Origin of the sequence: Streptomyces sp. NPDC051452, from assembly GCF_044454765.1 — a bacterium.
In the GTDB taxonomy this organism is placed as follows: Bacteria; Actinomycetota; Actinomycetes; order Streptomycetales; family Streptomycetaceae; genus Streptomyces.
Map to the genome: position 1 here is coordinate 1042404 of NZ_JBITEB010000001.1, position 12272 is coordinate 1054675.

Below are 12272 nucleotides of genomic sequence, written 5' to 3' on the forward strand. Positions count from 1 at the left end.
GGGTCAGGAGCCCCCCAAGCCCTTGCCGAGTCCGCGCCCTGGGAGTGCCGGCAGTTCGAGGAGCACGGCTTACGACGTTGTGAACGAATTCGGGTGGGATGTCTTGGTCGAGGCCCGAGGCTTCTGGTGCCCGCACAACGTCCAGTGCTGGGGCGGTGGTGGTGCACCGAGGCTCGGTGGCTACTCTCGTCTCTCCGTCGATCCGGAGTGAAGGGAAGCAGACCGTGCGAAACGCCGCCGTGACGCCTGAGGGCGCCCAGATCCGCTGGGTTGAGCTGCCGGGACAGGAGCCGTCGCGCGTCTACGTCCATGGTCTGGGCGCCACGTCGCCGGCCTACTTCGCGGAGGTCGCGGTTCATCCTCTGCTCGCCGGACGTCGATCGCTGCTGATCGACTTGCTCGGACACGGCATCAGCGACCGGCCGACGGACTTCGACTACACCCTGGAATCCCACGCCGATGCGCTCGCCGCAGCCCTGACCAGCGCGGGTGTCACGGGCGCCGAGCTGATCGCGCACAGCATGGGTGGCTCGGTGGCTATCGTCCTGGCCGCCCGGCACCCCCAACTGGTCTCCCGCCTGGTCCTGGTCGACGCCAACCTTGACCCGATCCCGCCCGCACCTGGCTCCGCGGGCAGCAGCGGCATCGCCGCGTACTCCGAGGAGGAGTTCTTGGCAGGCGGCTGGGAAGAGATCCGAGACCGGGCTGGTTCCCACTGGTGGTCCACGATGCGCCTGGCAGGCCGGGAAGCCCTGCATCGCAGCGCGGTCCACCTCACCCGCGGCACCATCCCCACCATGCGTGAACACCTGCTGGACTTGAAAATCCCCCGCACCTACCTGCTGCCCGAGGCCGACGGCCCGCTCCCGGGCACCGATGCGCTCATCGAGGCCGGGGTGGCCGTGGTCTCGGTCCCGGACTGCGGGCACAACATCATGCTGGACAACCCGGAAGGCTTCGCCCGCGCCACCACGGCGGCGCTCTCGGACCACGACCAGCGATAACGCCCAAGCGGCCCGTAACGCGGAGAGAGCCGCACGGGTTCCTCATGTGTGATGACGAAGGAATGCGCCCGTGCGGCCTTGTCCCATCCTGCCTTCACCGGCATCTCCCGTGCACATCTCGGCGGTTTGATCAACGAGCTGGCCGGGCCGTGGACCGCGCGCTGTGAGTCCGCACTGCACGAGCGACGCGGCGGCAACCGCAGACAGCGACTTGGTGCCGGACCGAAGCACGACCTCGCCTTCACCGACCGGGTACTGGTCACCCTGGTCCACCTGCGTGCCCAGCTCCCGCACGCCGCTCTCGCGGAGCTCTACGGCGGGGAGCGGTCCACCATCACCAGGGCGATCGGCGAGATCCGTCCGCTGCCGGCCGCGCGGGGTTTCGCCGTCCCCGACCGGCCGGGGCTTCGGCTGCATACGCTGGCCGATGTCTTCGCCCATGCCGCAGCCGAAGGGATCACGCTCCGCATCGACGGCACCGAGACCCAGGTCCGCCGCCCCAGGGCCCACCGGCCCGGCCGCTGTGCGTTCGTCTCCGGCAAGAAGAAACAGAACACCATGAAGACCACCACCATCAGCGAAACCCAGGGCCGCACCATGTGGTCCGGGGTCGACCGGCCCGGAAGAATGCACGACCAGACCGCGATGCGTACCGAGGGCATCGCCGAACAGCTCCGCCTCCACCCGGACGTGAGAGCCGAGGTCGACGAGGGCTACCGGGGTCTGTCCAACGAGCTCCCCGACCAGATCTCAGCACCGCCGAAGAAGTCGAAGGACTTGGAGGACCTGCCGCTGACCGAGCGGTACGGATGGCGCGAGATGCGCCGCCGCCGATCCTCACGCCGGATCTGCGTCGAGCACGCCAACGCCGAGCACAAGCAGTGGCGCGCCCTGCAGCGGCTCCTCGGACGTCGCGAGCACTACTAGGCCACCCACCGCGCCATCGCCGGCCTGGTCTCCGACCGCGCCGCCCAACGTGCCACCCACCGCGAGCCGAGCACCGCACTCGTGCCCGTCACGCCGACAACCCGCTGAATCACCCACCAGCCGAACCGCCAGCCCAGCACGCCCCCGACTCATTCGCTCACAACCTCGTTACAGTCCGAGCGCGATGCAGACTTCTCGGAGAGGGGCGGTCCGCGGATGTCGAGGACGGGCCACCGGCTCCGTCCCAGGGACAGCAGCGGCCACCACCGGCCGCTCGAGGAGGATGGGAAAACCAGCATGGCGGTTCAGCGGATGGACAACGTCGGCATCGTCGTCGAGGACATGGACGCCGCCATCGCCTTCTTCGTGGAACTCGGTCTGGAGCTGGAGGGCAGGGCGGAGGTCGCGGGCCTCTTCGCCGACCAGTGCACCCGACTCGACGGCGTCCGCTGTGACATCGCCATGGTCCGGACGCCGGACGGCCACAGTCGGCTCGAGCTGGCGAAGTACCTCAGCCCCGCGGTGATCAACGCCGGGCCGCGCAACCGGCCCCACAACGTTCCGGGCACGCACCGCGTCATGTTCGCCGTCGACGACATCGAGGACACCGTTGCCCGGCTGCGCCCCCACGGCGCCGAACTCGTCGGCGAGATCGCCCGTTTCGAGGACAGCTATCTGCTCTGCTACGTCCGCGGGCCGGAGGGCATCATCGTCGGACTGGCCGAGCAGCTGCGCTGAGAACGCGGAACCGAACTCTCGCGGCCACCCTGCGCCCGCGCGGACGACGCGAGCGCTGCGCGCTGGAGCCCCCGACCCGGGTGAGCGGTCCGACGCGGCTGGCGGCCCTGGTCGGCTGGAAGGTCGATGTCGCTGGGGAGTCGCTGGGGAAAGGAGCGCGGCCGACCATCGCGACGTCGCACGACGACATGACGGGGCCGGACCGACGAGCGGCGCTTCTGAGGCTGGTCCGGCGACGGCTCCCGCTTCCCCGCTCGCCGGCTTCCGTGACCGCCGGCCCGCACGTTCGCCGCGCCGGATAGGCGAGCCGTTCGTACCCTGATGGTGCTCGGGATCACTGCGGAGGTCTGCCATGCCCCGAACCATCTGGTCAGGTGCCATCTCATTCGGCCTGGTCACGGTGCCGATCCAGGTGGTCGGTGCTACTGAGGACCACAGCATCCGCTTCCACCAGTACCACCTGGCCGATCAGGGCCGGGTCCGCTACCGCAAGGTGTGCGAGCTGGAGGACCGCGAGGTTCCCCAGGACGAGATCGGCAAGGGGTACGAGCTGACCAAGACGCAGATCATCCCGATCACGGACGAGGATCTGAGCAGTCTGCCGCTGCCGACGGCGAAGGCGATCGAGATCGACGCCTTCGTTCCGCTGGCGTCGGTCGACCCGATCCGGATCGCCGAGGGCTACTACCTTCAGCCCGCCGGCCAGGTCGCGGCCAAGCCCTACAAGCTGCTCGTCCAGGCACTGGGCCGCTCGGCCAAGGTGGCCGTAGCGAAGTACGCCTGGTCCGGCCGTGAGCGCCTCGGCCTGCTTCGCGTCCGTGACGACGTCCTGGTGCTGCACGCGATGCGCTGGCCGGACGAGATCCGTGACCCCACCGAGCTGCTGCCGCCTCCGGTGGAGGTGACCGAGGAGGAGATCGAGGGCGCACTGGCGTTGATGGACACGATGACCCGTGACGACCTGGAGGGCGAGGAGTTCCAGGACCGCTACACCGAAGCGGTCGCGCGGATCATCGAGGCGAAGCGTGAGTCGAAGCCGCTCCCACAGGCGCCCGAGCCGGAGGAGCCGGCCCAGGTGCTGGACCTGATGGCCGCGTTGAGCCAGTCGGTACAGAAGGCGAAGGCCTCCCGTTCCCAGGAGGCAGGTCCGGCCGAGGTGCACGAGCTGCCCAAACCGAAGAAGTCCGCCGCGAAGAAGTCCGCCGCGAAGAAGCAGCCGACCACGAAGGCCGCGGCGAAGAAGACGGCAGCCGGGAAGAAGACCGCGAAGAAGACGACCGGCCGGCAGCCGCGCAGCGCCTAGGCGGTGTCTTCAAATGATCTTGCCCGATGGATCATGGTCGTGTGATACGTCGGCATGAACTGCCTCATGTCGACCGGGACCGCTCGGCGTGACGTGCCCGTGCGGTACGGCCCGTGGGCCACGCTGCACACCCGGTTCCGCCGGTGGGCCCTGGACGACACGTTCGAGCGGATGCTCCGGGCCGCCCTGGCCCGGGCGGACGCCACCGGGGACATCGACTGGCTCGTGTCGGTCGACTCCACCGTCGTCCGCGCTCACCAGCATGCCGCCGGAGCACGAATAGGGGGCTCCGCGACCCCGCACTCGGACGCTCCCGAGCGAGCCGATCAGGTCCGCAACCGGCTGAACCGTGAACCGTGGCATCCGTGATGGACGACCTTCGGCCTTCGACAAGCAACGCGAGCAGGAACCGGGCGCGTCGTGCCGGCGTCTCTGCCGCCACAAGTGGCAAGGACCGTCAGCACCGGCCAACTGAGGGAGCGTCCGCCATGTCCTGGAGAGCCTGGGGAACCTGGAGAGCACTGATCGCGAGTCTGGCCCTGCTCATCGGCCTGACCGCCGCGGGCGCGTCGCCCGCCTTCGCCGGGCTGGACGGTCCGGTGGCGAACTACATCGACCAGCACTGCGGCATCGACACTATCGGGAGCGGCAAGACGACCATCGCGGTACCCGTGGACCGGGTCACTCTGAACCTGGAGGCGGTCGGGCACAGCCCAGCCGACTCCAAGATCACCGCCGTCTACACCATCCCCGGCACCAGCAAATACGGCACCCTCATAGGCCAGTTCGACCCGGTCAAGGGCAACGCCACCTTCAACTACACGGTGGACAACCCGCCCGCCGGCGCGACACTGAGCATCAGCTATGAGGTCGCCTGGACCGACGGCACCTACTACAGCGCCACCCGGACCCGCCCCCTGCTCACCTGCACACGGGACGACACAACGGGGGTCGACAGCGGGTATGGGGGCGAAGAATCCCGCGCCACCGTCTTCCAGCAGTGCACCAGCGTCGGCACGTGGCCGTACTCCGTGCGCGCGGTGGACGTGACGGTGCACCTCTCGCACGACCGCTACCCGGCCGACTACGCGGGGCAGCAGGTCTGGGCCGACTACTGGATTCCCGGCAAGAAGGGCTACACCTCGGGGGTATCCGGCACGGCGGACTCCGTCGGGGAAGCGTGGGTGACGTTCCGGCTGGTCGCCCCGCCGACCGGGGCCGAACTCGACATCCTGTCGAGCGTCAGGTCCATCTACGGCCGAACCTACCCCGTACACACGTGGGTCCCGATCTCCTGCTGAACGGCTGACCACGGCGGTCTTTCGTCTGCGGGCCCGTTGTGGCTGGTCGCGCCCGCGCGGCGGAACCGCCGTCCACCCGCCCGGGCCTCAGAGTTGGAGGGGCAGATGGCGGGGTCCGCGCAGCATGGCGTTCCGCCGGTAGGGCGGCGGGTCCTGGACCAGGCGGGCCGTGCCGAGGTGGGGGAGCAGCGCGCGCAGTGCGGCCTGGGCTTCGAGGCGGGCGAGGGGGGCGCCGTAACAGAAGTGGATGCCGCTGCCGAAGCCGAGGTGCTCGTTGTCCGGGCGGGTGGGGTCGAACCGATCGGGCTCGTGGAACCGCATGGGGTCGCGGTTGCCCGAGGCCAGCACCATGAGGACGGACGTGCCCTTGGGGATCCGGGTGCCGGCGACCTCGATGTCGGCGCGCGGGATGCGTTCACGCATGTGGACAGGTGGCTCGTAACGCAGCAGTTCCTCCACCGCTCGGGGCATCAGGTCGGCATCATCGCGGCGCAGCCGGTCCAGGTGCTCGGGTTGACGCAGCAGGGTGAGGACCCCGTTGGCGATCAGGTTGACCGTGGTCTCGTGTCCCGCGATGAGGAGCAGCACGGCGGTTTCCGCGAGTTCCTCCTGGGTGAGCCGCAGGGCGGGGTCCGGCTCGTTGACGAAGGCGGAAAGCATGTCGTCGCCCGGCCGGCCACGGCGCTGCTCGGCGAGGTTCACCAGGTAGCCGCCCATTTCGATGCGCGCCTGGTCGCCCGCCTTGTCCGTCTCGGTGGTGTCCGCTTCGGGCCTGACGTCGGCAGCTGCGACCAGAGCGTCGGACCAGGCACGGAACAGCGGCTCGTCCTCGCGCGGTACACCGAGCAGCCGGCAGATCACCGTGACGGGCAACGGATAGGCGAAGTCGTCGACGACGTCGATCTGCCGACCCGCCTCGAAGGGCTCCAGCAGTTCCTTGGTGATCCGGTCGATCTCGTCACGCATGGCGTCGATTCGGCCCGGGCTGTGGGGCGGGCCGAACGGCCGCATGGCGAGGGTGCGCAGTCGGTGGTGTTCGGGGTCGTCGAGCCGCAGGAACGGCGGCTTGTGTGTCACTTCGCCGCGACAGCGGGGGTCGACACTCATCCGCGGGTCGTGGATCAGAGCGGCGATCTCGTGGTAGGTGCCGATCAGGTAGCTGCCGTCTGCCTGCGGCACCACGGGACCGGCCTCGCGGAGTTCCGCGTACAGCGGGTAGGGGTTGGGGCGGCTGGCGTCGTCGGTGATGCGTGCCAACAAGGTGGCGGAGTCCATCATGGCTCCTCGTGGTCGGGCGGGATGCGGACTACACCACCGTCAGCCGCCGGTCGGGAAGGTGGCCGGTGAGTGCGACGGACGGGCCGTGTGACAGCCCCGACGGATCCGGTACGAGAGACGGGATCGGTATGTCGGCCGCGATCGCCCGGTCCTGCGCGCCCGGCGGGGGCGGGAACGGAGCCGCCGTCTCGATCAAGTGCCGGTAGTAGTCCAGCGACTTGGCCATGTCGACGGTGACCGCGGCGGTGACCCGGCCCTGGTAGCCGTAGACCATCGCCAGTCGGCGAGCCTCCAGGGAGCCCTGGGCGATGACGACGTGGTCGGAGTAGGTGGGCACGCCAACCGATTTGATGTTGAGTCCGAACTGGGTCGACCAGAACGTGGGGATGGCCAGGTGCGGGCGCTGCAGCGGACCGGGGTTGACCATGTTGTGGGCCGCCACCGCGGCCTGCTCGACGGCGTTGCCCCAGTGCTCGAGGGAGAGCATCTGGTAGCCGAACAGCGGGTGGGGGAAGCGGGAGACGTCGCCCGCCACGAAGACGTCGTCGGTGACGATCCCGTACATGTTGAAGGCGCGGCACCCGGCGTCGCAGGCTATCCCGCGCGGGCCCGCCGCCAGCCCGGACTCCGCAAGCCACTCCACGTTGCGGACCGCCCCCAGCGCCACCACACACACGTCCGCCTCGACGCGGCCGCCGTCGGACAACTCTGCGCCGGTGAAGGCGCCGTTGCCGTTCAGGGCGGTGACCGTCACCCCGGTGCGCAGGTCCACACCGTGGTTGCGCTGCATGACGGCCGCGAGCTTGGACAGGGTGCCGCCGAGCGCGCCCACCAGGGGGGCGGGGCCGCGTTCGGCGACCGTGACCTCGAGCCCCAGCTCGCGGCAGGCGGAAGCGATCTCCGAGCCGGTGAAGCCGCCGCCGATCACCAGTACCCGCTCCGGCCCGGCGGCCAGCCGCTCGGCCAGCCCTTCCCCGTCCTCGCGCGTGCGCAGGGTGAACACCCCGTCCAGCGCGGCTTCCTGCGGGTTGGGCCACGGCCGGGCGCGGGTCCCCGTGGCGATCAGCAGCCGGTCGTAGGGCACTGACTCGCCGTCGGCCAGCAGCACTCGCTTGGCCAGCAGGTCCACACCGGTGGCGCGGACGCCCAGCCGCCACTCGGCCTCGGGGTCGCGGCGCATCGGCAGCTCGGTGGTGTCCGCCGTCGCCTGACCTAGCAGCACCTGCTTGGAAAGCGGCGGCCGGTCGTAGGGCGGGTGCGGCTCGTCCCCGACGACGGTCAGTGAGCCGATGAAGCCCTCCTCGCGCAGCGCCTCCGCGGCCCTGAGCCCGGCCAGAGACGCGCCGACGATGACGATACGGCCGTCCTTGAGGTCATCGGGCACCAGTGCTCACCTCTTCCCCGAGGAGGATGGCCTGGACCGGGCAGGCCGCTGCCGCCTGCCGTACGCGTTCCACCTGGTCTTCGGGGACGGCCGTGGCGTACAGCAGGCCCTCCTCGCCATGCAGCTCGAACACATCCGGCGCCAGGAAGACGCACTGTGCGTAGCCCTGGCAGCGCGTGAGGTCGACCACGGTCCGCATCCTCACCACATCCTCCGTTGTCCCAGCCCCCTCGTTCCCAGCATGGGCCGGGAACCCTGCGCCCGCACGTCGCGGTCGCGGGAGGGACAACTCCGGCGCGCGGACCGGAAGGTGATGACGAACCCGCCTGTGGGCAGCGAACTTCGCCGCACATCCCGGGTGCCGGTCACCCCGTTCGTCTTCGTCACGCAGGATCCGGCTGCAAGCCAGGGTCGGCCGTCGCGAGGGATGGTGACGCCTGCTGACGTTCGCGCCTCCCGCACTCGCATGTTCGATTATATGTTCGATAATGTGAGGGTGGAGGTGGTCACGATGAAGGACAGGGCACGGATTGCCCAGCCGACGGTGATGCATGTCCGCTGCCCGGACCGGCTCCCGGAAGAGGCCTACCGGCAGGTGCTGGAGCTTCTGGCCGCTCTGGGCCCCGTAGTCCAGGCCTTGCCGCCGACCTGTGCGCTGGTCGAGCTCAAGGGGGCCCTGCGCTACCACGCCACGGACGCTCAGCGGCTGGGGGAGATGCTGCGGGTGCGCTCCATCTCCCGCCTCGGCATCGACGTCCGGGTCGGCATCGGACCCACGATCACGGTCGCCGCGACCGCCTCCGCCCAGATTCGCGACCCCGGAGGCGTCCTCGTCATCGCCTCCGAGCAGGTCGCCGACTGGCTCGGGCCGCTACCGGTGGAGCACTGCACGGCATCGGCCCGCGCCAGGCCGCCGCGCTCCAGGACTACGGCATCCACTCCGTCGGCCTGCTCGCCTCAGTCTCCCCGGCCACAGTGCAGCGCCTGCTCGGCAGGAAAGCCGGACGCCTCGCCGCCGACCGCGCCCGCGGCATCGACCTCCGCCCCGTCGTGCCGCGAATGCTGCCCGCCTCCGCCTGCGTCCGCCACCACTTCACCGACCACACCCTGGACGGCGCCCACGTCCGGGCCACACTCCTGGACCTCGTCGTCCGGCTCGGGCTGCTGCTGCGCCGCCGTGGCCAGGCGGCCCAGGCCCTCACCCTCACGCTGAAGTTCGCTGGTGGTGCCAGCTGGGAGAAGACCCGGCGCCTGACCGAACCCTCAGGGCACGAGGGAGACCTGCGCACCGTCGCCTACCAGCTGATGGACGCCGCCGGCCTGCAGCGGGCGCGGCTGACGGGGATCGCCCTCAAGGGCGAGGACCTCCTCGACGCCGGCCGGGTCGCCCAGCAGATCAGCCTGGACCAGGCCCGCGAGTCCCGGCTGCTCGCGGAGGCGGCCATGGACCGCATCCGGGACAAGTTCGGCCCCGGAGCCATCGGGCCCGCCGCGACCGCCACACACCGTCACGCGTCCTGAAGCCCTCCTCGGTCGGGGAGCAGGGGCGGCCGCGGGCGCGCGGAGCGCCGGGGCCGTTACCAGCCGTGCTTTCCGGGGCCTTCTCCCGCACCGGTCCGCCGCCCCCCACACCGAAGCCAGGAGCATACGACTGCTGGGAAGAGCGCGTGACCAGGCGCTCCGGTTCCGGCTTCTGTCTTCACCCGCGCCGCCGTCTGCCGGTGATCGATGGGCACGACCTGGTCGGCCCGACGAAGGCACAGGTGTGGCGGCCGGGGCTCGGGGTAGTCGGGTCGATGTATTGGCCACGTAATTGAACAAGGGGCGATGACAGATGCTCATGGCGGATCCCGCGGTCCTGCGGAACCTGATCGAGCAGTACGACGCGCTGCGCAGCCTGCACGCGGAAAGCGGCGGTGCGCAGGTCCGCCGGCGCATGGACGACATCGTCTACACACTGTGCGTGTCGACCGGCACCCGCGACATCGACGCAGCCCTGATCGCCGCCCGGCAGCAGCTGACAGGTGCCCGGACCCTGGACGACTCCCTCCTCACGACCTGAACCGCGGCCGCCCATCGGCCCGGGTCTACCAGCACCATGAGCACGACAGAAGGCCTTTCGGTCCTCGCCAGCCTCGATGAGCTGACCCGGCTCGTCACGGAACGCCACGGCCTCTACGTGCGCTGGTCCTGTGGCCCCAAGCGCGACCTGCCCCTGGCAAGCAGCAAGGACGACCTGACCGGCGTCAGACTCCCGGGTCTGTCGGCCAACTCGCTGGACATCGAAGAGTGGTGGGGTGAACGCCCCGCACACATCTGGGTCGCCCGCCGGCTGTACGACTACTGTCATCTCCGTCGCGTCAAGGACGCCCGTACCCGGCCCTGGCTGCTGCAGGGCGTCGAGGTCGGGCGCGGCCCGGACAACGAACCGTTGGTGGCGGACGTCGAACCTCTGGGCTGGATCGCTGAGGACGTCATCGTGCGGGCGTGCCGGATCATCACCGAGCAGCCCGGCCAATGGGGCCCACTCGCTCGCGACGGAACCACGTGACCTGGCGCATCCGGCCGGCGCCCCAGCTTCGGGGTTGCTCTGCTCGGCGTCCAGGAGGCACACCGCGGCCGGAATGGGGGCCAGGATGTGGAAACCGTCGACCGTCGACCGTGGGGTGTGTGTGGTGGTGGGCGAGCGGATGGACCACCGCCACCGTGCGGGCATCACCTGCCAGCTCGGTGTTGGTGCCGGCCGCAAGGCGCCGTCCAGGTAGCGGCGGCCGTCGACGGCGACAGGCGGCTCAAGCCCGGGGAAAGCGCTGGACGCGGCGACCGCGCGAACCAGTGGGACGCCCGCGGCGGCGTCGCACACGACCGGATCGCCACTCTCGGCGTCGACGGCCGGGATCAGCAGAGGGCGTCGCGGCCAGCTCTCGGCGAGGACGGCGAACACCGCACCGGTCACCGCCGGGTCCGGACGGTGCGGCGCGGACGAGGCTTCGGCGGAGTGCCGGACGGGGACGGTGGCGAGGCGCGCGGGGTCCTGTCCGGTGGCGATGACTGCGCCGACGATCGCCTCGGCTGCCGTACCCACGATGAGGTCGGCCTCGCCCAGGTCAACCCCGAGGCCGCGTAGCCCGGCCGTCAATCCGGCCGTCCACGCGGTGTCAAGACGCCCGCCGGGCCCCGCGGATCAGTGCCCGGTCCGGGCCGTGCCTACCGCCGGTATGTGGCGGCCGCGTGGGGTCAGTCGCTGAGTGCTTGGTCGAGGGTTTCGTGGCAGTCGATGACGGCGTCGATGCCGACGATCCGCATGGTGCGCATCACCGGACCGGCCGGTCCGGCCAGGCGTAGCCAGCCGCCGGTCTCGCTGAGGGCGCGGTGAGCGGCGAGGAAGATGTTGATGCCGCTGGAGTCCATGAAGGTGAGCTGGCGCAGGTCCAACACGACCCGGGGCTGGGGGATGTCGGCGACGTCAAGTGCCCGGCGGAGAGCGTCGCCGGTGTGGTGGTCGATCTCCCCGGCCAGGGTCAGTACCCGGATGCCGTCGGTGGTGGTGGCCACGACCGACAGCCGCCCGGCGGGCTGTTCAGCGTGTTCGGTGCCCGTTCTCTCTGCCTCAGCCATGCCGGTGATCCTGGCATATTCCGGCCTCTGCGCGCAGTGCCGCCCGCTGGATACGGGCGGCGGACCGGTGTGGCGGATCCGACAGAAAGGGAAGGCGTGATCGGGGACGACCCGGGTATGCGCCGGTGGTTGTGTGGACGGGGTATGAATGGCGGCCGGATGGAATCAGACCCGATAGCGGGGAAGGACGGCGCTGTGCCGCCTGCGCGGGGTATAGGCATCAGCGTGGCCTTGGACGGGGACGGCACGTGCATCGCCCAAGCCCGTCACCTGGCCGCCGATTTCCTCACCCGTGTCCACGCCGACCACGGCCTGTACGTCTCACAGCGCGCCATGGACCTGACCCAGCTGGTGGTCAGCGAGCTGGTCACCAACGCCCGCAAGTACGCTCCCGGACCGGTACTGATGGAACTTTCGATCGCGGGGGAGACGGTGGAGGTCGTGGTAAGGGACTCCGATCCGGTGCTGCCGGTCGCGCGGGCCGCCGACGCCGGCCGGGTGGGACAGCACGGCCTGGAGATCGTGATGGCCGTCGCGGAGGATTTCGAAGCGCGACGGGAGCCGTCCGGCAAGCGCATCACCGTCCGTCTCGCCCTCGCGGAGCCCCCGGCCGGCAGGTCCACCGCGCGCAGGCTCTAGGCCAGCCCGCCCAGCCCACCCCCGGCGGCGACGTCACGGCCTGCGGCGGAGGTGGTGTCACGGGCGAGGGCCGCCCGCAG

Annotated in this window: 14 protein-coding genes and 2 pseudogenes; 11 read left to right on the forward strand and 5 right to left on the reverse strand. The window is 70.4% G+C overall.

Translation table 11 applies throughout. The features are described from left to right. Positions 1-224: 224 nt before the first annotated feature. From ACIBA9_RS04340 to ACIBA9_RS04365, 6 genes are all read left to right on the forward strand, one after another. Positions 225-1004, forward strand: coding sequence for an alpha/beta fold hydrolase (locus ACIBA9_RS04340; RefSeq protein WP_399359793.1), 780 nt, complete (start codon positions 225-227; stop codon positions 1002-1004). A gap of 51 nt (positions 1005-1055) precedes the next feature. Then, entirely contained in the window at positions 1056-1931 is an 876-nt protein-coding gene (locus tag ACIBA9_RS04345; protein WP_399359794.1) for a transposase family protein, read from the forward strand. A 297-nt stretch (positions 1932-2228) separates the two neighbouring features. Beyond that, entirely contained in the window at positions 2229-2669 is a 441-nt protein-coding gene (locus ACIBA9_RS04350) for a VOC family protein (protein ID WP_399359795.1), read from the forward strand. A gap of 352 nt (positions 2670-3021) precedes the next feature. Continuing rightward, on the forward strand, positions 3022-3972 hold the full coding sequence (locus tag ACIBA9_RS04355) for a Ku protein (RefSeq protein ID WP_399359796.1): 951 nt from the start codon (positions 3022-3024) through the stop codon (positions 3970-3972). Between the two features lie 66 nt (positions 3973-4038). Further along, complete coding sequence (locus ACIBA9_RS04360; RefSeq protein WP_399359797.1) at positions 4039-4341, forward strand: transposase; 303 nt, start codon at positions 4039-4041, stop codon at positions 4339-4341. A 119-nt stretch (positions 4342-4460) separates the two neighbouring features. Continuing rightward, positions 4461-5273 (forward strand): hypothetical protein, encoded by an 813-nt coding sequence (locus tag ACIBA9_RS04365; RefSeq protein ID WP_399359798.1) that lies wholly within the window; start codon positions 4461-4463, stop codon positions 5271-5273. A gap of 87 nt (positions 5274-5360) precedes the next feature. Here ACIBA9_RS04365 and ACIBA9_RS04370 read toward each other — a convergent pair whose 3' ends face one another. The 3 genes from ACIBA9_RS04370 to ACIBA9_RS04380 are packed head-to-tail and all read right to left on the reverse strand — an operon-like array spanning position 5361 to position 8134. Further along, positions 5361-6548, reverse strand: a complete 1188-nt coding sequence (locus ACIBA9_RS04370) for a cytochrome P450 (protein ID WP_399360013.1) — start codon at positions 6546-6548, stop codon at positions 5361-5363. Positions 6549-6579: 31 nt separating this feature from the next. Continuing rightward, positions 6580-7935, reverse strand: a complete 1356-nt coding sequence (locus tag ACIBA9_RS04375; RefSeq protein ID WP_362159588.1) for an FAD-dependent oxidoreductase — start codon at positions 7933-7935, stop codon at positions 6580-6582. Then, positions 7925-8134, reverse strand: a complete 210-nt coding sequence (locus ACIBA9_RS04380; protein WP_362127116.1) for a ferredoxin — start codon at positions 8132-8134, stop codon at positions 7925-7927. Before ACIBA9_RS04380 ends, ACIBA9_RS04375 begins: the two co-directional genes overlap by 11 nt. Positions 8135-8446: 312 nt before the next feature. On the opposite strand from ACIBA9_RS04380, the pseudogene ACIBA9_RS04385 reads away from it, so the two are divergent. The 3 genes and pseudogenes from ACIBA9_RS04385 to ACIBA9_RS04395 all read left to right on the forward strand — a co-directional run bounded on the left by ACIBA9_RS04385 (position 8447) and on the right by ACIBA9_RS04395 (position 10486). Next, a pseudogene (locus tag ACIBA9_RS04385) lies at positions 8447-9456 on the forward strand (hypothetical protein). Positions 9457-9769: 313 nt separating this feature from the next. Continuing rightward, positions 9770-9997: a DUF5133 domain-containing protein gene (locus ACIBA9_RS04390; protein WP_399359799.1), complete on the forward strand. Its 228-nt coding sequence runs from the start codon at positions 9770-9772 to the stop codon at positions 9995-9997. Between the two features lie 36 nt (positions 9998-10033). Further along, the gene (locus tag ACIBA9_RS04395) at positions 10034-10486 is read left to right on the forward strand and encodes a DUF6098 family protein (RefSeq protein WP_399359800.1); all 453 of its coding nucleotides are present in this window, start codon (positions 10034-10036) and stop codon (positions 10484-10486) included. Between the two features lie 204 nt (positions 10487-10690). Here the strand turns inward: ACIBA9_RS04395 and ACIBA9_RS04400 are convergent. Next, positions 10691-10891 (reverse strand): annotated as a pseudogene (locus ACIBA9_RS04400) (patatin-like phospholipase family protein); the annotation flags it as partial. 15 nt (positions 10892-10906) lie between these two features. Between ACIBA9_RS04400 and ACIBA9_RS04405 the strand changes: the two are divergent. Then, the gene (locus tag ACIBA9_RS04405) at positions 10907-11062 is read left to right on the forward strand and encodes a hypothetical protein (RefSeq protein WP_399359801.1); all 156 of its coding nucleotides are present in this window, start codon (positions 10907-10909) and stop codon (positions 11060-11062) included. 110 nt (positions 11063-11172) lie between these two features. Here ACIBA9_RS04405 and ACIBA9_RS04410 read toward each other — a convergent pair whose 3' ends face one another. Then, positions 11173-11553, reverse strand: coding sequence for an STAS domain-containing protein (locus tag ACIBA9_RS04410; RefSeq protein ID WP_399359802.1), 381 nt, complete (start codon positions 11551-11553; stop codon positions 11173-11175). Positions 11554-11712: 159 nt separating this feature from the next. Between ACIBA9_RS04410 and ACIBA9_RS04415 the strand changes: the two genes are divergently transcribed. After that, entirely contained in the window at positions 11713-12192 is a 480-nt protein-coding gene (locus ACIBA9_RS04415; RefSeq protein WP_399359803.1) for an ATP-binding protein, read from the forward strand. The last annotated feature ends 80 nt before the right edge of the window (positions 12193-12272 follow it).

Excerpts from the sequence above, each read along its gene's own strand:
- ACIBA9_RS04345 (WP_399359794.1), top strand. The coding sequence starts at position 1,056 with ATGACGAAGGAATGCGCCCGTGCGGCCTTGTCCCATCCTGCCTTCACC.
- ACIBA9_RS04350 (WP_399359795.1), top strand. The coding sequence starts at position 2,229 with ATGGCGGTTCAGCGGATGGACAACGTCGGCATCGTCGTCGAGGACATG.
- ACIBA9_RS04355 (WP_399359796.1), top strand. The coding sequence starts at position 3,022 with ATGCCCCGAACCATCTGGTCAGGTGCCATCTCATTCGGCCTGGTCACG.
- ACIBA9_RS04360 (WP_399359797.1), top strand. The coding sequence starts at position 4,039 with ATGTCGACCGGGACCGCTCGGCGTGACGTGCCCGTGCGGTACGGCCCG.
- ACIBA9_RS04365 (WP_399359798.1), top strand. The coding sequence starts at position 4,461 with ATGTCCTGGAGAGCCTGGGGAACCTGGAGAGCACTGATCGCGAGTCTG.
- ACIBA9_RS04370 (WP_399360013.1), bottom strand. The coding sequence starts at position 6,548 with ATGGACTCCGCCACCTTGTTGGCACGCATCACCGACGACGCCAGCCGC.
- ACIBA9_RS04380 (WP_362127116.1), bottom strand. The coding sequence starts at position 8,134 with ATGCGGACCGTGGTCGACCTCACGCGCTGCCAGGGCTACGCACAGTGC.
- ACIBA9_RS04390 (WP_399359799.1), top strand. The coding sequence starts at position 9,770 with ATGCTCATGGCGGATCCCGCGGTCCTGCGGAACCTGATCGAGCAGTAC.
- ACIBA9_RS04395 (WP_399359800.1), top strand. The coding sequence starts at position 10,034 with ATGAGCACGACAGAAGGCCTTTCGGTCCTCGCCAGCCTCGATGAGCTG.
- ACIBA9_RS04410 (WP_399359802.1), bottom strand. The coding sequence starts at position 11,553 with ATGGCTGAGGCAGAGAGAACGGGCACCGAACACGCTGAACAGCCCGCC.
- ACIBA9_RS04415 (WP_399359803.1), top strand. The coding sequence starts at position 11,713 with ATGGAATCAGACCCGATAGCGGGGAAGGACGGCGCTGTGCCGCCTGCG.